General features: G+C 39.9%; 18 protein-coding genes. 6 read left to right on the top strand and 12 right to left on the bottom strand.

Annotated elements, in window-relative coordinates; all coding sequences use genetic code 11:
• Positions 1 to 97: 97 nt before the first annotated feature.
• The 3 genes from LBYS_RS13235 to LBYS_RS13225 form a co-directional block, all read right to left on the bottom strand.
• The gene (locus tag LBYS_RS13235; RefSeq protein WP_013409354.1) at positions 98 to 1579 is read right to left on the bottom strand and encodes an APC family permease; all 1482 of its coding nucleotides are present in this window, start codon (positions 1577 to 1579) and stop codon (positions 98 to 100) included.
• Positions 1580 to 1694: 115 nt separating this feature from the next.
• Positions 1695 to 2552, bottom strand: coding sequence for a hypothetical protein (locus LBYS_RS13230; RefSeq protein WP_013409353.1), 858 nt, complete (start codon positions 2550 to 2552; stop codon positions 1695 to 1697).
• A complete protein-coding gene (locus tag LBYS_RS13225) occupies positions 2549 to 3409 on the bottom strand; it encodes a DUF58 domain-containing protein (protein ID WP_013409352.1) in 861 nt (286 codons plus the stop codon). The genes LBYS_RS13230 and LBYS_RS13225 overlap by 4 nt, the downstream gene beginning before the upstream one ends.
• A 150-nt stretch (positions 3410 to 3559) precedes the next feature.
• Between LBYS_RS13225 and LBYS_RS13220 the strand changes: the two genes are divergently transcribed.
• Genes LBYS_RS13220 through nadC form a run of 3 tightly spaced genes read left to right on the top strand, consistent with a single transcriptional unit; the run spans position 3560 to position 5416 of the window.
• Complete coding sequence (locus LBYS_RS13220; protein ID WP_148225827.1) at positions 3560 to 3841, top strand: DUF4296 domain-containing protein; 282 nt, start codon at positions 3560 to 3562, stop codon at positions 3839 to 3841.
• Complete coding sequence (locus tag LBYS_RS13215) at positions 3838 to 4575, top strand: polyprenol monophosphomannose synthase (protein ID WP_013409350.1); 738 nt, start codon at positions 3838 to 3840, stop codon at positions 4573 to 4575. Before LBYS_RS13220 ends, LBYS_RS13215 begins: the two co-directional genes overlap by 4 nt.
• Entirely contained in the window at positions 4565 to 5416 is an 852-nt protein-coding gene (nadC, locus tag LBYS_RS13210; RefSeq protein WP_013409349.1) for a carboxylating nicotinate-nucleotide diphosphorylase, read from the top strand. The genes LBYS_RS13215 and nadC overlap by 11 nt, the downstream gene beginning before the upstream one ends.
• 26 nt (positions 5417 to 5442) lie before the next feature.
• Here nadC and LBYS_RS13205 read toward each other — a convergent pair whose 3' ends face one another.
• From LBYS_RS13205 to LBYS_RS13195, 3 genes are all read right to left on the bottom strand, one after another.
• Positions 5443 to 6363: a helix-turn-helix domain-containing protein gene (locus LBYS_RS13205; RefSeq protein ID WP_013409348.1), complete on the bottom strand. Its 921-nt coding sequence runs from the start codon at positions 6361 to 6363 to the stop codon at positions 5443 to 5445.
• A 183-nt stretch (positions 6364 to 6546) separates the two neighbouring features.
• The gene (locus LBYS_RS13200; protein WP_013409346.1) at positions 6547 to 7701 is read right to left on the bottom strand and encodes an acyl-CoA dehydrogenase; all 1155 of its coding nucleotides are present in this window, start codon (positions 7699 to 7701) and stop codon (positions 6547 to 6549) included.
• A gap of 89 nt (positions 7702 to 7790) precedes the next feature.
• Positions 7791 to 8285 (bottom strand): hypothetical protein, encoded by a 495-nt coding sequence (locus tag LBYS_RS13195; protein WP_013409345.1) that lies wholly within the window; start codon positions 8283 to 8285, stop codon positions 7791 to 7793.
• 202 nt (positions 8286 to 8487) lie between these two features.
• On the opposite strand from LBYS_RS13195, the gene LBYS_RS13190 reads away from it, so the two are divergent.
• The 3 genes from LBYS_RS13190 to LBYS_RS13180 all read left to right on the top strand — a co-directional run bounded on the left by LBYS_RS13190 (position 8488) and on the right by LBYS_RS13180 (position 11652).
• Entirely contained in the window at positions 8488 to 8871 is a 384-nt protein-coding gene (locus LBYS_RS13190; RefSeq protein ID WP_013409344.1) for an Hsp20/alpha crystallin family protein, read from the top strand.
• Positions 8872 to 9031: 160 nt separating this feature from the next.
• On the top strand, positions 9032 to 10561 hold the full coding sequence (locus LBYS_RS13185; protein WP_013409343.1) for a trypsin-like peptidase domain-containing protein: 1530 nt from the start codon (positions 9032 to 9034) through the stop codon (positions 10559 to 10561).
• A 41-nt stretch (positions 10562 to 10602) separates the two neighbouring features.
• Complete coding sequence (locus LBYS_RS13180; RefSeq protein WP_013409342.1) at positions 10603 to 11652, top strand: DUF3810 domain-containing protein; 1050 nt, start codon at positions 10603 to 10605, stop codon at positions 11650 to 11652.
• Here LBYS_RS13180 and LBYS_RS13175 read toward each other — a convergent pair.
• From LBYS_RS13175 to LBYS_RS13150, 6 genes are all read right to left on the bottom strand, one after another.
• The gene (locus LBYS_RS13175; protein WP_013409341.1) at positions 11626 to 12360 is read right to left on the bottom strand and encodes a hypothetical protein; all 735 of its coding nucleotides are present in this window, start codon (positions 12358 to 12360) and stop codon (positions 11626 to 11628) included. The genes LBYS_RS13180 and LBYS_RS13175 overlap by 27 nt on opposite strands.
• Positions 12344 to 13561 (bottom strand): M14 family zinc carboxypeptidase, encoded by a 1218-nt coding sequence (locus LBYS_RS13170; protein ID WP_013409340.1) that lies wholly within the window; start codon positions 13559 to 13561, stop codon positions 12344 to 12346. Before LBYS_RS13170 ends, LBYS_RS13175 begins: the two co-directional genes overlap by 17 nt.
• Positions 13558 to 15651, bottom strand: a complete 2094-nt coding sequence (locus LBYS_RS13165) for a peptidoglycan D,D-transpeptidase FtsI family protein (protein ID WP_013409339.1) — start codon at positions 15649 to 15651, stop codon at positions 13558 to 13560. The genes LBYS_RS13170 and LBYS_RS13165 overlap by 4 nt, the downstream gene beginning before the upstream one ends.
• 4 nt (positions 15652 to 15655) lie before the next feature.
• Positions 15656 to 16018 (bottom strand): FtsL-like putative cell division protein, encoded by a 363-nt coding sequence (locus tag LBYS_RS13160; RefSeq protein ID WP_013409338.1) that lies wholly within the window; start codon positions 16016 to 16018, stop codon positions 15656 to 15658.
• Positions 16019 to 16124: 106 nt separating this feature from the next.
• Positions 16125 to 17030 (bottom strand): 16S rRNA (cytosine(1402)-N(4))-methyltransferase RsmH, encoded by a 906-nt coding sequence (gene rsmH / locus LBYS_RS13155; protein ID WP_013409337.1) that lies wholly within the window; start codon positions 17028 to 17030, stop codon positions 16125 to 16127.
• Positions 17031 to 17033: 3 nt separating this feature from the next.
• Complete coding sequence (locus LBYS_RS13150) at positions 17034 to 18230, bottom strand: pyridoxal phosphate-dependent aminotransferase (protein WP_013409336.1); 1197 nt, start codon at positions 18228 to 18230, stop codon at positions 17034 to 17036.
• Positions 18231 to 18381: the final 151 nt, after the last annotated feature.

Raw genomic sequence — 18381 nt, 5'->3', positions numbered from 1 at the left:
CTTTGAGCAAATTTTATAAGCGGGCAAAAATAGAAAACTTTTTGAAAAAAGAAAAGGCGGCCCGAATTAGACCGCCTTTACCTTATAAAATTGATATTTAATCCTGTAAATTATCATACCCTCCATTATTAAGAACGGAGTTTCTTTTTCCATAAAGGAAATAAACCAAGATACCTAAAGTTAACCAACCCATGGCCATGTAGATGGCTGAGCGCTCCAGGTTCATGATCAAATAGATGTTTGTGGCAATACCTGCTGTAGCGATCAAAGGTAATGCCGGTGTACGGAATCCTCTTTTCAACTCAGGTTGTGTATAACGCAACCTCCATACAGCAAAACATACCATAGAGAAGGCGAATAAGGTACCAAAGCTACACATGTGAACCAAAGTGCTAATCGGAGTAGAAGAAGCCACTAGAGCCACGATAATACCGATAATGATGGTGTTTTTAACAGGAGTCTTAGTATTTGGATTGATCTCTTTGAAAATAGGAGGAAGAAGACCATCTTTCGCCATACCCATAAAGATTCTAGACTGACCTAGCATCATCACAAGCAATACGGAGATCAAGCCTACAGTTGCAGACACTGTAATCAAGATAACCGCCCAAGTCATGCCCGTTGCACGCTCAAACGCAATGGCCACCGGTGCTGTCAATCCATCAGGAATAGTACCAAATTCTTTAAAGTTCATCATACCTGTCAATACAAGAGACATCAAAATGTAAAGAGCAGTACAGATCAAAAGAGAAGCTATGATAGCAAATGGTATATCCTTTTTCGGATTAATAGCCTCCGCAGCCTGAGTAGAAACTGCGTCAAACCCGATATAAGCGAAGAACACGGCGGAAGCACCCATGATAATACCCTTATAACCATAAGCTACTTCAGGTGTTCCGTGAGATCCAATAATAGTAGTTTCTTCCGGAATAAAGGGAGTAAGGTTTTCAAAATTAATGTAGAATGCACCTACGATAATAATGAAAAGAACCACGGAGGTCTTAACCAATACAATCAGGTTATTTGTACTTGCCGCTTCTTTAGTTCCCTTAGCTAATACGTAGGTAACTACCAAAACAATGATAAAAGCTGGCAAATTAAAGGCAAAACCCTCACCTTGATAAGAAATAGAGTCTGTTACCAAATTTTCCGGTATGTACATGCCGAACATCTTCAGCATCTTATTAAAATAGCCCGACCAGCTCACTGCAACCGTCATGGCTCCCATCATATATTCGAGCACTAAACCCCAGCCTATGAGCCATGCGAAAACTTCTCCAACTGTACCATAAGCATAAGCATAAGCTGAACCTTCTACAGGAAGCATAGAGGCAAATTCAGCATAACACAAAGCAGCAAAAATACATGCGATACCTGCCACTACAAAGGAGAGAGCTAGTGCAGGTCCTGCGTGATAGTAAGCTGCAGTACCGGTCAATACGAATATCCCTCCACCTATTATGGCACCAATTCCGATCGCCGTTAAACTCCATTTTCCTAGTACCCTCTTTAAGGTACTTTTCTTCATATCCGCTTCATAAGCACTAATCGGCTTGGTTCGCCATATACTTTTTTCCATATCAATAATTTTAGGATTGAAAAATTTTAGTGGCGCAATTTAAAATAAATTCCTATGAAATTCCTAACATTCATAGGGTTAATTGGGCTAAGTAGGAATAGTTCAAAACTTTCGCTTAACTTCTATGTAAATGTGCTCCAGATCTTCTGATTTGCCTATAACGCCTTACAGCAAAATTCTGCATAACATTATATGCCATAGGAAGTTCCTCACTGATCACTCCTCCAAAAATAGCAGAGTCAAAGGTCTTCAAAGCTTGTTCTAAAGGTAGATTTTGATAGAGTTTACCTAATTCAGAAGTAGACATCGTGGAAATAGGCTCCTGTTCCAGCTCCTCCATGTACATTTTCCACTCTTGAACCGCCCTTTCATTATTGTTCAACAGTTTTGGACGGAGAGCCCTCTTCTTGAAATCATTTAAAAATCGCTTATGCTTACGCTCCAAAATAAATAGGCGGTATTTCTGCTTAAACCAATCCCCAAAAAAGGCAACGATAACAAATATGATCAGAAATAAACCTATCAAGTAATAGGTAATCTTCGGTAGATTTAGATCCTTCTTTACCACAAACAGAGGAACCGTTTCCTTAATCCGCGGTGTGCCCTTTATGCTTGATTTCAGGTAGACCTTAGCGGAATCAGCATATACCTTTTCTCCTGAAATCAGATACTTGATAGAGGGCTGGAAATATAGCACGGAATCTAACTCATATGTAACCAAAGTATAGACCACGCTATCTAAGCTCTTACCATCAATAGTTTTTGTTTCAAAAAGCTCATAACTTACGAACTTAAAGGGGGTAAAATCATAACTAGAATCCGGAAATACCACATCTGATTTACTGGAATGGGTATATGACATAGCCAACTTAATCTCTTTACCCACCATGACGGAATCTTCCAGGAAATGCGCTTGGGGCTTCTGGGCAAAGGCCGGGATACAACTTAGGAATATGAGTAAAAATCTCCTCATTTTCTAACTCTAAAAAGCTGAATTAAACGACTTACATAATCCGCTCCGGCCTCAATATCTAAATAGTTCGCTCTATTCTGAATGCAAAACTTTCTTAAACTCTCCCTGTTTTCCTCAAAGGACTCTCGCATACTACGCTTAAAAGCCGCAGAATTACTATTTAGCCACGTAATCTCTCCTGTTTCTTTATCCTGAACAGGAATGATTCCTAAGTTAGGGAGAGTTATTTCCCTAAGATCATAGATATGTAGCACCACCAAATCATGCTTTCTGGCCAAAGCTTTCAGGTTCTGCTGGTAATTTTGATCCAAAAAATCTGAAATCAAGATCACCACACTCCTTTTCTTTAGAATATTCAGGGTAAAAGAAATGGCGTTAGACAAGTCAGTTCTAGGCGACTGAGGAAGCAATTTATAAATACTGGATATTATATTATAAGCTTGCTTCATTCCTCCCTCAGGCTTGATATACAACTCCTTTTCATCCGAGAAGCAATAGAGGCCTACCTGACTGGTTTCTTTTATAGCTGCTAATGTTAGGACACCACAAAGTTCTCTTGCCATGTCCATTTTAAGATTTCCTCGTTTCCCTACCTCTTGAGACCCACTGACATCAAGCATAAAAAAGACGGTTTGCTCCTTCTCTTCCTTGAAGATCTTTACATAGGTTCCCTGCCCTTTTGAAGAAGCCACCCAGTCGATGGCGCGTACATCATCTCCGTATTGATAAGTTCTCAAATCACTGAACTCTAAACCTGTACCTTTAAACACGGAACTAAAGTTCCCGTTAAGGTGGGAATTCACCGCCTTTCGAATACGTATCTCGTACTTATTAAGTTTATTTATGATATCTTTCAAGGAATATTACAGATAATGTAGCACCTATTCCGCCTTACTCTGCGTAAATTTGCAAAAAAGAACAGCCTTTTGGTGAGAAACAGGGGTATAAAAATAGCAATTATTTTACTAATCTCCTTAGCGGGATGTGATTCCGGGCCCTCTAAACTTGTGAGCGAAAAAGAGATGAGTGAAATTATCTTTGAGCTGAAGGTATTAGAAAGCAAGGTAGATCATTTTTTCCTTCGTACCTCAGACTCTACAAAGGTGGCTTACCGTTATCTACAGAACAAGGTCTTTGAAAAGCACGGCATAGACTCTACTACCTATTATGAAAGTTACGACTATTACTTACAGAACAAGAAGAAGATGTTAAACATCCTGAATGCTGCCACAAAAAAATTAGATGAGGCCGAGAAAGAACCCGAACAAAAATTAGAAGCCGTGAAATGAAGAACCTGGTCATCATTCCCACCTATAACGAATACGAAAACATTGAAAGCATTATCAAAGCGGTATTTTCGCTTCCGGAAGCCTTTGATGTATTGATAGTTGATGATGGCTCACCTGATGGTACAGCCCAGATCGTAAAAAATCTTCAAGAAGAATACAGCGGACGCTTACATTTGGAAGAAAGAAAAGGTAAATTAGGTCTTGGTACTGCCTATATCCACGGATTCAAATGGGCCTTAGCTAGAGACTACTCCTATATCTTTGAAATGGACGCAGACTTTTCACATAATCCAAAAGACCTTGTCCGTCTTCTTCATGCTTGTAGGGACGAAGGGAATGACGTAGCCATAGGTTCTAGGTATATAAAAGGGGTTAACGTAATCAACTGGCCGATGAGTAGAGTACTCATGTCCTACTTTGCCGGCATTTATGTTCGTATGATCACGCGTATGCCGGTTATGGACCCTACGGGCGGGTTTATTTGCTACTCCAGAAAAGTACTTCAAACCATCCCTCTAGATAAAATTCAGTTTGTAGGTTATGCATTTCAGATTGAGATGAAGTTTAACGCCTATCTTTATAAATTCAAACTTATAGAAGTTCCTATTGTATTTACTGACAGAACCAAAGGACAGTCGAAAATGTCAACCAAGATCTTCAAAGAAGCGGTATTCGGCGTGATCATGATGAAGATCTGGAGTCTTTTTAAAAGTTTCAAACGCAATGATGATTAACCAAGAAGACCTTTTAAAGTTTATAAACCTTGCTCTAGAAGAAGACGTTAGAGAGGGTGACCACACTTCTTTATCTACCGTACCTGCAGATGCTATAGGCAAGGCCAAGCTACTAGTAAAAGATACAGGTATATTAGCTGGCGTAGAACTAGCGGAATTAATTTTCAAGACGGTTGACCCTCGACTGAAAGTTGAAGTCTTACTAAAAGACGGTTCACCTATCAAACCTGGCGACATAGCTTTATATGTGGAAGGTCCGGATCGTTCCATATTAACAGCAGAACGACTTGTACTGAACTGCATGCAGAGAATGAGCGGGATAGCAACGGTTACCAAATCCATTGTAGACCGTTTAGAAGGTACTAATTGTAAAGTCTTAGATACTCGAAAAACCACGCCGGGAATCCGTTTATTAGAGAAATGGGCGGTACAAATTGGCGGTGGAGTCAACCATAGATTCGGTTTATTTGACATGATACTGATCAAAGATAATCATGTAGATTATGCCGGAGGCATCAAAGAAGCTTTACAAGCTGCCCAAAACTATGTGAAGGAAAAAGGACTAAAGCTGGATATAGAAATTGAGGTCCGAAACCTAGACGAGCTAAAGCAAGTGCTGGAAGTAGGGGGTGTTGTGAGAATTATGCTTGATAACTTTAACTACGGACAAATCCGAGAAGCCCTTCAAATAATAGATGGCAGATTCCCGGTTGAGGCATCTGGAGGGATCACTCCTGAGAATGTAAGAGAATATGCCGAAACGGGTGTAGATTACGTATCTATGGGATATTTAACCCACTCTGTAAAAAGTCTTGACTTAAGCCTAAAAGCCATAAAATAAGGCCATCTTCTCAGATGGCCTTTCTTCTATATCATTAGAGAATCTCTTCTTCTCATCTTTCCTGCCGGAATACCAAACATCATTTTGAATCTCCTACAGAAATAGGCGGTGTCTTTATAACCCACTTCCGCTCCAATAGCTCTGATGCTCTTCTTGGTAGTTCTAAGTAGATTCACTGCCTCTTCCATTCTTTGGTACTCAATATAATCCTGTGGATTTATACCGGTAAGAATTTTAAAATATTGACCAACATAGTCTTCAGATACATTCGCCACGTTTGCCAGCTGCTTGTTCGACAAATCACCGGCCAGATTATTCTTAATGTAGGTGAAGATATCTATCAATCGAGGATCCTTGAAATAGGTGCTATTTGTAGCTAATTGTTCTACAAACAACTGATTCCTTAAGATGTGACGGATCAATTCAATAACAGCCTCTTCCGTCTTTATAGAAATGACTCTTCCTCTACCCGGTTGATCTGTAAAATCTTCAATCAAGATCTCTTTGATCAAGTTTGCCAACTTTGTGTTTTGAGGGATAAAGAAAGGTGGTATATCCAAGGAAGAGAAGAAATTCACGGAATCAAAGACTTTAGCTTCAAAAGCCACTAAACCGAATGAATTCTTTACTATGCCAATTTCCGCTGGGTCCGTCATAGGCTCAAAGTAAACTTCACGCTGAGTCATGAACTCTTCGTAAGTTACCGGCTTAGCCTCTCCTGTTCCATACGTGATGGTACAAGGTTTACCTCCCGGAATGAAAAGAATATCTCCGGCCATCACCTTCTCCTCTACGCTTTCAATCTTGACATCGCCGTTATACAGAACCAAAAGGGTGTTCTCTACATCGTAAAAGTTTTTAATTTGAATAGGCTGCAGAATATTAATATGTCTAGCCTTTCCAAATTTAACACCTAAGGATTCAATTATTTTGTTATAATCTTCCATATGTAAATGTTATAAACCGGGAATGAAAAACCCCGTAAAAATAGTACAATCTATTGGCTTATATTCACTTTCCCCTGATAAAAAATTGTATTTTCTCGTTATAGAAAAAAGTAATTATAGGCCTAACTATATTTTCTTCAACATTTTAGTTCAAAAAAACTAAAATTCTAAACATCATTTAATTTATAATTTCAGAATCTCTCTAGCTATTACCAGCTTCTGAATCTCCGAAGTTCCTTCATAAATCTGGGTGATTTTAGCATCTCTCATCATTCTTTCCACATGATATTCGCGCACATAACCATACCCTCCGTGAATTTGAACAGCCTCTGTCGTGGCCCACATAGCAACTTCAGAAGCATACCATTTCGCCATGGCAGCAGATTCAATATAACTATTCCCCTGATCCTTGTCCCAAGCTGCTTTATAGACCATCCATCTGGCAGCTTGGATCTTGGCATGCATCTCAGCCAATTTAAATTGTATAGCCTGATGTTCAGATATAGGCTTACCAAAAGCTTTCCTTTCCTTAGAGTACTTTAGGGCCAACTCATAAGCTCCGGCGGCTATCCCCAATGCTTGAGCGGCTATCCCTATTCTACCTCCATTCAAAGTAGACATGGCAAACTTAAAACCAAACCCATCTTCCCCTATCCTTCTGTCTTTTGGGACCTTAACATCATTAAAATTCAAAGAATGAGTGTCTGATGCACGGATACCCAACTTATCCTCTTTCTTACCCACCAGAAATCCTTCTTGCCCTTTTTCCACGATCAAGGCATTGATGCCTTTATGCCTCAATTCAGCATGGGTTTGAGCAATGACCAAATAAACACTGGCAGAATTCCCATTGGTGATCCAGTTTTTTATACCATTTACTAAATAGAAATCTCCTTTATCCTCAGCGCTAGTTCTCTGCGAAGTAGCATCAGATCCGGCTTCTGGCTCAGATAAACAAAAGGCCCCAATGATCTCACCAGACGCAAGTGGCTTTAAATACTTCTCCTTTTGTTCCGGACTACCGTATTTATCCAAACCATAACATACCAAGGAATTATTTACAGACATCACTACTGCCACAGAAGCATCCACCTTAGCTATCTCTTCCATGGCAATTACGTAGCTAAGGGTATCTAAACCTGATCCACCATATTGGGGATCCACCATCATGCCTAAAAATCCTAACTCTCCTAATTTCTTTACTTCCTCTTTAGGAAAACTGCAAGCAATATCCCGTTCTATAACTCCTGGCAACAAAACGGTTTGTGCAAAATCTCTTGCAGCCTCTTTTATACTTTTATGTTCTTCGGATAAACTAAAATTTAAACTGTCAGTCATTAAAAAGGTTAAATAATACTAAAGTTATGCAAAGACTCGAAATAATACCATTAGGAAAGAAAATTAATTTTATCTAAGCTCTGTAAAAATTATAAAGTAACCTTTTCAAAATAACGCTTCAAAAATGTCTCACTTGCCGGTATTGTAAGGCGAGTGTCTACATCATCCTTACTGGAAATCTGAGTATTTAAGATTTTGGTATCTGACTGTATATGACCCTCTTGAATCACTTTTTTAGCATCAAAAAACGAAATAAAATTCAATTCATCGTCTTTAAAATATCCAATTGACCTGTCAAACAACTGAAGACCCAGCTGAGCCCCCAAATCCTTCAACCAACGAGTGGAACTATCTATGGAGCAGCCCGAAGGACTCTGAAAGTCAGTATCTGCACCTATCAGAATTACTCTATCAAATAATATAGTAAATGATCCTTTCATGGGCATACCATGCGTAAGCCAATTGTCCATATTTGACCTTAACTGACTATCTAGGATTTCTATTTCCGAAGGACTTAAATTTCTATCTGCCTGATACCACCATATCCTGGCATTGCCCGGTAACTCATCAAATGATATATACATAGCTATATTATTTATTCGAAAGGAAAACGAATTTCCATTCAAAAAGATTCTTAAGCGACACTTTTACACCTCCAGCCCGCAAAACCCTGCCGATTTGACATGCTTCCGTTTCCTTTATAATGCCAAAGATGCCAATTTGTCTTACAAATTGGATTGGTATCAGCTTTGATCTATGGAGTACAAAACTTAAACAAGAATCAATATGAAAACGCTGGTTAGAAATTACGACTCCTTATTTAATGAGATTTTCAATACTCCTGCTATCACTCCTTCTGCTAATATTAGCGAAAGTGAAAACGGGTTTGAAATAGAATTAGCTATCCCTGGTTTTAGCAAAGACGAGTTTAAAATAGAAGTTCAAGATCGTTTATTAACTATCTCTTCTAAAAAAGAATCTGCCACAGAAGAGAAGAAATATCTAAGAAAGGAATTTACTTCTATTTCTTTCCAAAGGTCTTTCCGACTACCTAAAACTGTGGATTCAGAAAATATTACCGCACAATACGATAACGGCATCTTAGTTCTAACTCTTCCAAAATTGGAAGAAGCTAAACCCAAAGAGCCGCGTTTAATCGCGATACAATAAGTCAAAAGCCTGGCCTAACTGGCCAGGCCTTTTACGTTAAAAATTGTTAACGACTTTAATACCCTATACATTTTCTGTGATAGATTTGCGTTAACTATTCGTGTGGACAGTAAAAACCATAATTTACACCTTTAAAAGTTACCTCAAAGCACTAAATATTATGAAATTAAGCAATAACTTAAAGACAGTACTTATCGCGGTAATGTCTACTCTATTGACCTTAGTGGGGGTTAAAGCATACAACAAATACGTTGCAAAAGACGTAGAGTTTAAAACCGCTGAATCCAAAAGCCAAGATGGAATGGTATCTTTTACCAATTTTCCAGCAGGTAAACCCGGTGATTTTACTTACGCGGCCGAAACCTCAGCCCCTTCAGTTGTCCATATCAAGTCCATAATAACCCGTCAATACTCCAGAAGGTCTGGTTCCATCTTTGATTATTTCTTTGGCTTCGAAGATGAAGCTCCACGTCAACAAAGACAGGAATCCTCAGGATCAGGTGTAATCATTTCTGAGGATGGATATATAGTCACGAATAATCACGTGATTGAAGGCACTAGTAATCTAGAAGTGATCACTTACAATAAGAAGTCCTATACTGCTAAAGTGATCGGAAGTGACCCATCTACGGACATTGCCGTTATAAAAATTGAAGAAAAGAATCTTCCAGCCATCACTTTCGGTAATTCAGACGAAGTAAGAATCGGTGAATGGGTATTAGCCGTAGGTAACCCATTTAACCTTGAGTCAACCGTTACCGCCGGTATCATCTCTGCCATTGGTCGTAATATTAATATCTTAGGTAGAAATCAAAGAGGTAACCCTTTTAGCAGAGAACAGAACCAAAACGCCATTAGCCCTATAGAATCCTTCATCCAAACGGATGCTGCGGTTAACCCGGGCAACAGTGGAGGTGCATTAGTTAACCTTCAGGGGCACTTAATAGGAATTAACACGGCGATTGCTTCACCAAATGGATCCTATGCCGGATACGCATTTGCCGTACCATCAGGCATTGTTAAGAAGGTTTCTGCTGATATCATTAAATATGGGGATGTGCAAAGAGGCTACGTAGGTATAGAACCCATAGAGCTTAATAGTAAGAACGCACGTGAATTTGACGTGAAACTTGATGAAGGTATATATGTAAATAACGTTCCGGAAAATGGCGCAGCAAAAGCGGCCGGAATCAAGAAAGGGGACGTTATTGTCAAAGCTGATGGTGTAGAAATGCGTTCTGAAGCTAAATTTAGAGAGCTGATAGGAAGGAAACGTCCGGGAGAGAAAGTGGTTCTAACCATTAATAGAAATGGATCCGTAAAAGACTATACCGTAACCTTGAGAAATAACTCCGGGGGAGAGGAATTAGTTAAGAAGGATCCTGAAGCCTCCACGGCATTTGGTAAGATGGGAATGGTGTTAGAGGACCTTAGCTCAGACGACCTAAAAAGATATAACATCCGTAATGGTGTAAAGATTAAAGACATTAAGGAAACAGGTCTGCTTTCTACTAACACCAACTTTGAAAAAGGATTTATCATCACTTCCGTGGGTAACCAACAAGTGAAATCATCTAAGGAAGTTAAAGAAATTATTAACAAAGCATACGAAAACGGAGAAGAAGGAGTCCTGATCTGTGGATTCTATCCGGGAGGAGGTCGTGGTTGCGACGGAATTCCAATCCGTTAATAGAAAAGGCTGGTATCTTTATACCAGCCTTTTTTTCACCTATGAGAAAAATAGCCCTCTATAGCCTACCCCTACAAATCATACTGTATGCCTACCTAAGAACAAAGACTTCTTGGATAGAAAGCAGCTTTATTCCCTACGTATTCCAACCGCTTTCAGCTATATTAAGACATATAAGTTCTATCTTCCCGTTTTCTACCGGATTACTCAGCATATATCTTATAGGCATATATTTACTCTACAAGCTTTTCTCGCAAGGGAAGTTGGGATTCAAAAGATTCTTGAGGGAAATCCTGGTTTGGTTAGCTCCTATTCTCTTCTTTTACCAGATAACCTGGGGACTACTCTATTATAGAATGCCTGTTAGCCAACTTTTGGGCTACTCCACTGAAACGCCCACGGTTGACGAACTAAGAAGCTTATGTGAGGATTTGGTAAAGGAAACCAATGCTTTGAGAAGACAATTTTCTGATCATACACTTCAAAATATCACAAGCGAAAAGGTTTTTGAGAATGCCCCTTCTTACTACGAAAACTTAAATTTGCCATTTTTAAAGTACAGGATACCCTCTATCAAAAAAGCTACTGGCAGCGCACTATTGGCATATATGGGGACTTCCGGCATATATACCTTTTGGTCCGGAGAAGCAAACGTAAACAAGATCAATATTGACGTTGATCTACCTGCTGTAACCCTACATGAAATGGCACATCAGATGGGTTTCGCTTCTGAAGACGAAGCTAACTATCTTGCTTGGCTGGCCGGAAGGAATAGTGGAGATGCCGTCACCGCATACTCCGCAAATTATCATGTCATCTGGAGGGCATTAGCAAGGCTTTCTAATGTAGACAGTACCAGCAGTAAGATCTTATACAAAACATTAGATTCTGCTGTTTATAGAGATGCTCACAGAGATCATCTGGCATGGAAATCTTACAGAAACCCCTTACAGCAATTTATAATAGCACCCATCTATGACCTCTTCTTGAAAGCTAATGGAAGGGAATATGGAATCATGTCTTACGATCAGGTCATAGATTTAATGATTTTTGAAAGAAGGAAATTAACGAATCTTCCTAAAGATTCTTGAAGTTTTAAATTCACGATAACACTGAAGAATCTTCTGGGTAAGGTCATAATCATTTGCCCTTAGAATAAAATCCTCTGTAGGTTTGCAAAAACTCATAAAATCATCAAGTTCATCTTCCTCCATCTTCGTCACTTGGAGAACCACCTGCTTATTGTATTTTAAACTGGCATAGAAAGCTTTCAGATCGTGATACTTCAAGTCGGCAACTTTCCTATTCATTTTTCCTTCTTTACTCCATAATTCCCACAAGGCGTCAATAGAAATCCCTATCCCCGGTTGGGTAGTCTCTGTACTAAGCACATTACCTAAGATTTCATTCCGTATGGCACCAGCACTCTGAGGATTTTCTAAAAATGCGTCAATTTCATCCTGAAGTTCTTTTTTTCGCTTCTCCGTGATCACTACCTCTCTCAACATAATAGGTTGAGTTTTTGTAGCGATCACTGGATATCTGTTTTGGCCGTCATATACACAACCCACACGGTTATATCCTATATCCATGACCACAATAGAGTCTCCGGCAGAAGCTCGGATAAAGAAATCTCCAGATCTATTGGTATTAACCATTTGACCGGAGCGAGTATTTTGAATAATGAGGTTATTAATGCCTTCGTGCTTTGTACTATCTACCACTCTACCGTAAATGGATCGCTCCTGAGCTAATGCAGCTGTAGAAAGAAAGAGAAACAGGCTAAATAATTTTACCATCAAGAATAAGGGTCTGGGCATTTCCGAAATCTACAACAAAGGTGGCTGGTTCTCCTATCTTCAAGCATTTAGGAGCATTTTTAATTTTATACTCCTTCATCAATTCCGGAAATTCACTTATCGGCCTAAATCTACCTCCTTGCGCATCCCACTCTGAAATTCCCGAAAATACGGATAGGTCACCTAACTCTTCAATAACGCTCTCAAGAGTAAATTTCTTTGCATTCCTTGAATTTATTTCCGTTTGCATCACGCCAACCTCCGTAACATACTGAAATTCCCCTTCGCCCACTGCTAAATTCTTTATCTTCAAATCTAGCAATACTCTATTGTTCTCTGGTATACTTTCATAATCTTCTATCTTATAGCCGGTATAAGATTGCTGTGCAATGGACTGTAGGCCTATTAATATGGATTGGAAGTTCAGAGCCCTTACGTATTGCTTTTCTTCATCTGAAGGATAAAATCCTGACTCCACTAAGATAAGGCTGCTACCCCACAATTGAATATTATCCCCGAATGCCCTAGGCTCAAACTCATCAGAGAACCTGGCTACTCGATTAGGAATAATTTCCTGTAAAGCAGAATTCATGCATGATATCACTTGTGCAGACTTTATCCTACCCGCATTCCATTCTCTAGCCTCATTATACGCCGTAGCTAAAAATGCGATGGTGGTTTGAACACCTGTATTCCCTACCGCATAGTATTTTGCTTGATCGTGGAGGTTAAAAGAAAATTCAGGTTTTAGATTTAGGACCAAACTTTTAAGAATTCGGCTTTCCGGACATTGCAATGAGACCGCATCTCTATTCATGTCTATTTCCTGAGCGGTTCTCCTTTGAAATCTTTCTGCACCATCCGGATTTAACATGGGCACAAAATGAAGTTCCAATTCATTAAGAATGGAATCTCTCAGACCTTGAAACTCATCTCCCTTTGCCTGCAGAAAATGAAATATATCAAAAATAGCCATGGTGGCCGTGGCCTCATCGCCATGCATTTGCGACCACAGAAGAATCTTTCTTTTGCCTTGCCCTACTTTAATCTTGGTGATTGGTCTTCCTTCATAGGATGTTCCAACAACTGTTTTCTCAAATGGGATTTTTGCGAATAAACCTACAAGATCCTTATGCTTAAATCTCCTAATCTTTAATGATTTCTCTTTAAACCTTTCGTGAGCCTCAAATAAACTCCTCATCTTAGTACTAAATTTACTACTTTTCCTTCATTCCTTACTTCTGAAATTCTTCCAAATCCGGAATAACGCACAATGTAGTTTTTATTTTCCAAAATGGGAAGGGCGTCTCTAAGGGTCATACCGATCAGGTGGCTCAACTCCTCCACTTTTTCCTCCTTCCAAGCTACAGAATCCCTTTTTACCACAGTAGGTTTTAACCATCCATCTCCAGTAGGACGTTTGACAAAATTTAGTTTCCTGGCTATGGCTGCCTGATCTGTAGCCTTACTAAGCGCTATCTGAGAAGCAGCTTTGTCTGCTTCAGATTTTAAGACCAAAGTCCTGTGCATACCCATATCATAGGCATAAATCTTGTCTGCTATGGTTTTGAATACTGGAGCGCATACATCACCACCATAGACGTTTTGACCTATAGGCTCATCAATCACTACAATGGCCGTATACCTAGGTTTATTTGCGGGAAAATATCCTATGAAGGAAGTGTAATAGGTACCTCTTTGATATGCTCCTTCTACTCTTTTTTGTGCAGTTCCGGTTTTACCGGCTGTAGTGCATTCTCCGTAATGAATGTTTTTGGCCGTTCCGTTTTGCACCACTCCCCTCATCATTTGTTGCACATATTCTATGGAGCGTTTTGATGCAAAAGAATCAGAGGCCTTTTTGGCCTTGAGATTCTGTATGGTAACATTTCCTGCTCTGATCTCCTTCACCAAGAGAGGTTGAACCCAATATCCGTTATTTGCTACTGCATTATAGAAGGTTAACATCTGAATAGGTGTGATTCTTGTCTCATAACCTATTGACATCCAAGGTATGGTGGTTCCACTGAAGGTCTTGCTGCTTGAGCTCTTGATCAATGGAGCCGGTTCCCCTTTTAGTTGGAAATTCGTTTGCTGATCCAGTCTAAATTTCTTCAGATAATTATAGAACTCATCTGACTTTCCAAAGCCAAACGTCCTTTTCATCAGCGCATAAATTCCTATGTTACATGACTTCTCGAAAACCTGCTGAACAGTTAGTTCTCCATGGCTATGGGAACAGGTGAAGGATACGTTTTTATGTCTGATAGAACCTTTGCATTCAACCGCAAAATCATCTGGTTTAAGGTTTGATTTCTCCAGTATGGCAAGCATGGATGCCAGTTTAAACGTGGACCCGGGGTCACCTCCTCTGGTCACTGCATAGTTGATGTCATCACTGAAAAATATTCTACCATTGGAATCCGTATGGCGAGTCAGGTTCGCTATAGCCTTCACCTCCCCTGTTTCAATTTCCATAAGAACCACACTACCGTACTTTGCCTGCGTTTTTTCCACTTGCGCCCTCAAAGCGCTTTCGGCTATATCCTGGAAATTGACATCCAATGTAGTCACAATATCTTGGCCCGGAACAGAGGCAATATCTGATTCCAAATCTACCGGCTTCATGTAACCTCCGGGCAATCTTTCATAAAACCCTTTTCCGTCAATTCCTCTTAGATAAGCATCAAATTCAGCTTCCAGACCGGTAGCTCCTTTCTTTTTATCTTTTTTGTCTAGGTTACCAATGGTTCTTTCTGCAAGAGTATTGAATGGGTGAAACCTCCTTTCGCTTTCTTCAAAAAAGCCTCCACCTTTTACGGATCCTATATCATAAAGTGGAAAAGATTCTAAATAGGACTTTTCCTTATAGGTCAGTCGCTTATTATTGATCACTATATATCTAAGACCTGCCTTTCTGGCGTTCAAGATCTTCTCTTTGTACGCCGCTGCACTTTTGTCCTTGAAGTATGCGCTTAACTTTTCGGCTAGGGGAGTAATATTTTCTTTAAAAACCTCCGGTTTAGCTACGCTTGGATCTAACACCATTCTATACTCCGGCGTAGAAGTGGCCAGAATAGAAACTCCATCTGCAGCATAGATGTTTCCTCTTTGGGCGTCAATAACCCTTTCTTTCATCTGGGTGTCTTTGACCAGGTTTATGAGTTCTTCCTTTTTGGTAGTTTGGAACTGAACGATCTTAAAAACGATGAGCGCAGCTAATACACATAAGCCACCCCATACCTTCCAGGACCTGAGAATAAAGGTATCTTTGATTTTACTGTTGGACATGGACTTAAGGATTAGAAATTTTTATAGGAGATTGACTGTTCGTAAAACCTTTACCTTCTAATTTCTTCTCTATTTCCGACTGTTTACTGGAGTACAGATAATTCGCTTTGAACGATATAAACATCGCTCGCTTTTCCTGTAAAATCTTTTCTGCTCTTTCCGTTTCACGGATGAGGCGGTCAAAATTATGCTGAAAGTAAATGTAGACTATAGTTAGCGCTCCCATCCAAAGAATTCGCGCTAAAGCATTGGGAGTCAACCGCTGTTCTAAGCCAAGCTTGAGTGTAATCCAATCGGCACTTGAACTTAACCAGCTCTTTTTGGGCGCAGCCACAGGGGCAGCCTTCCTGGAACGGAACTGATTCATAATTGTGAAAGTATTAGGTAAAGCACTACCCAAAAGTATAAAGAAAATCGGGAAATATTCCGGCAAGCCTAGCGAAAATTTCGGAGCATTAATAAATCCGGACAGTTTACTCCGGCTTCTCTGCTATTCTAAGTTTTGCACTTCTGGCACGGGGGTTTTCAGCTATTTCTGCCTCAGACGCTTCTACAGCCTTCCTTGTAACAGCTTGTAGTGGTTTAATTTCATTCCCAAATAAGTCTTTTTCCACTTCTCCGTAGAACTTTCCACTGCGAATAAAATTCTTCACGGGTCTATCTTCTAGAGAGTGGTAAGACATCACCACTAGTCTTCCTCCAGGAGCCAGAACTTCAGGAACTTGAAGCAAGAATTCTTCTAAAACCTTTAGTTCTTCATTAACTTCTATACGTAGTGCCTGGAAGACCTGTGCATAGAATTTATTCTCCTTCCCTCTAGGAGCCAGATGTTTAAGTGTATCTTTGAGATCTTGAACCGTATGGATATTTCCTTTTTCCAATGCTATAGCTCGGGCTACACTTCTAGCATTTTTCAATTCTCCGTACATACCAAAGATCTTATGTAATTCATCTTCAGCGTACTCATTTACTACCTCTTTTGCACTTATACCGGTAGAGGTATTCATTCTCATATCTAACTCTCCATCAAAACGTGTGGAGAATCCTCTCTCAGGAGTATCTATCTGGTGGGAAGAAATACCTAAATCAGCTAATATGCCATCTACTTTACTTACACCGTAGATCTTAAGGTACTTTCTAATATTTCTAAAGTTTGCGCGGATAAAGGTGAAGTTCGGAGAGGAGATCTTTGAAGCTTGTTCTTGGGCATCCGCATCCTGGTCAAATCCATAGAGGTGCCCGGTAGTCAAGTGCTTTAGAATTTCTCTGGAGTGGCCTCCACCTCCGAAAGTAACATCTACATAAATGCCATCAGGGCGGATATTAAGACCCTGAAGGCATTCTGTAAGCATTACCGGTTTATGATACGAGTAATCCATCTCTTATTTTAATGTAGCTACGGCTTCTTTGATACGAGCTATAGCTTCACGTAATGATTCTTCTGAGGCGGCAGTAGATATTCTAATACAATTAGGAGCTCCAAAACCAGATCCAGCTACCGTGGCTACATAGGCTTTTTCCAGTAACCAAAGGGCTAAGTCATCCGAGTTAGCAATGACCTTTTCCCCGTCTGATTTTCCAAAGTAAGCACTCACATCAGGGAAAGCATAGAATGCTCCTTCAGGTACATTTACTTTGAAACCAGGGATTTCCTTCAGTAAGTTCACCACTATATCTCTTCGCTGAAGGTAAGCTTTACGCATGGTTTCAGCGGCAGACATATCATCCCAAGCCACTACAGATGCTCTTTGAGCGATATGGTTGGTTCCAGAAGTGATTTGTCCTTGAAGTTTCTCTACTCCATCTGCAATCCATTTTGCTGCACCTATAAATCCTATTCTCCAACCTGTCATAGCAAATCCCTTTGCCATACCATTCACGGTAATCACTCTATCTTTAATCTCAGGGATAGATCCAATACTAAAATGTCCCTCCTCACGGAAGTTGATGTATTCGTAGATTTCATCTGCCAACACGAATACGTTAGGATGTTCTTCTATCACCTTAGCGATAGCTCTCAATTCAGACTCACTATAAACCGAACCGGTAGGGTTATTCGGAGAAGCGAACATCACCACCTTGGTTTTCTCTGTGATGGCTTTCTCTAACTGTTCAGCAGTCACTTTGAAATCATTTTCAAAAGCACCTTCTAATACTACTGAATTTCCTTCGGCAAGTTTCACCATCTCTGAGTAGCTTACCCAATAAGGTGCCAAAATGATCACTTCATCACCTGGGTTAACTAATACAGAAATCACATTGGCTAGAGAATGCTTAGCTCCTGTAGAAACCACAATGTTTTCAGGCGCCCAATCTATATTATTATCGCGTTTAAACTTCTCAGAAATAGCTTTTCTTAGTTCAGGAATTCCTGCTACCGGAGTGTAGGAATGAAAACCCTTATCTATGGCATCCTTCGCGGCATCACAAATGTGTTTAGGTGTCTTGAAATCAGGCTCACCTATGGAAAGGTTAATGACTTTGTGTCCTTGAGCAGCCAATTCTCTTGACTTTTTGGACATCGCGAGGGTAGAGGATTCTTCCAGATTATTGATTCTGTCGGCTAATACCTGTGCCATGGTTAGAAAAAATGTTTAATAGTGAGCCGCAAAATTAGGGGAATGCCTTCACATGTCCATAGAAATGCTAGGTTAATTGAGCAATAATGAAGATAAAATCGTTAAAATAGAGCAATTTCCCTGAAGGAGTGCCTCCTAAAAATTTACATGC

The sequence above is a fragment of the Leadbetterella byssophila DSM 17132 genome (assembly GCF_000166395.1).
GTDB lineage: Bacteria > Bacteroidota > Bacteroidia > Cytophagales > Spirosomataceae > Leadbetterella > Leadbetterella byssophila.
This window is presented reverse-complemented; position numbering and strand designations above follow the sequence as displayed.

Bases quoted from the DNA above. Each gene is read 5' to 3' on its own strand.
- LBYS_RS13165 (WP_013409339.1), bottom strand. From the start codon at position 15,651: ATGTCCAACAGTAAAATCAAAGATACCTTTATTCTCAGGTCCTGGAAG.
- LBYS_RS13160 (WP_013409338.1), bottom strand. From the start codon at position 16,018: ATGAATCAGTTCCGTTCCAGGAAGGCTGCCCCTGTGGCTGCGCCCAAA.
- LBYS_RS13175 (WP_013409341.1), bottom strand. From the start codon at position 12,360: ATGGTAAAATTATTTAGCCTGTTTCTCTTTCTTTCTACAGCTGCATTA.
- LBYS_RS13195 (WP_013409345.1), bottom strand. From the start codon at position 8,285: ATGTATATATCATTTGATGAGTTACCGGGCAATGCCAGGATATGGTGG.
- LBYS_RS13230 (WP_013409353.1), bottom strand. From the start codon at position 2,552: ATGAGGAGATTTTTACTCATATTCCTAAGTTGTATCCCGGCCTTTGCC.
- LBYS_RS13170 (WP_013409340.1), bottom strand. From the start codon at position 13,561: ATGAGGAGTTTATTTGAGGCTCACGAAAGGTTTAAAGAGAAATCATTA.
- LBYS_RS13190 (WP_013409344.1), top strand. From the start codon at position 8,488: ATGAAAACGCTGGTTAGAAATTACGACTCCTTATTTAATGAGATTTTC.
- LBYS_RS13235 (WP_013409354.1), bottom strand. From the start codon at position 1,579: ATGGAAAAAAGTATATGGCGAACCAAGCCGATTAGTGCTTATGAAGCG.
- LBYS_RS13150 (WP_013409336.1), bottom strand. From the start codon at position 18,230: ATGGCACAGGTATTAGCCGACAGAATCAATAATCTGGAAGAATCCTCT.
- nadC (WP_013409349.1), top strand. From the start codon at position 4,565: ATGATGATTAACCAAGAAGACCTTTTAAAGTTTATAAACCTTGCTCTA.
- LBYS_RS13205 (WP_013409348.1), bottom strand. From the start codon at position 6,363: ATGGAAGATTATAACAAAATAATTGAATCCTTAGGTGTTAAATTTGGA.
- LBYS_RS13180 (WP_013409342.1), top strand. From the start codon at position 10,603: ATGAGAAAAATAGCCCTCTATAGCCTACCCCTACAAATCATACTGTAT.
- LBYS_RS13200 (WP_013409346.1), bottom strand. From the start codon at position 7,701: ATGACTGACAGTTTAAATTTTAGTTTATCCGAAGAACATAAAAGTATA.
- rsmH (WP_013409337.1), bottom strand. From the start codon at position 17,030: ATGGATTACTCGTATCATAAACCGGTAATGCTTACAGAATGCCTTCAG.
- LBYS_RS13185 (WP_013409343.1), top strand. From the start codon at position 9,032: ATGAAATTAAGCAATAACTTAAAGACAGTACTTATCGCGGTAATGTCT.
- LBYS_RS13215 (WP_013409350.1), top strand. From the start codon at position 3,838: ATGAAGAACCTGGTCATCATTCCCACCTATAACGAATACGAAAACATT.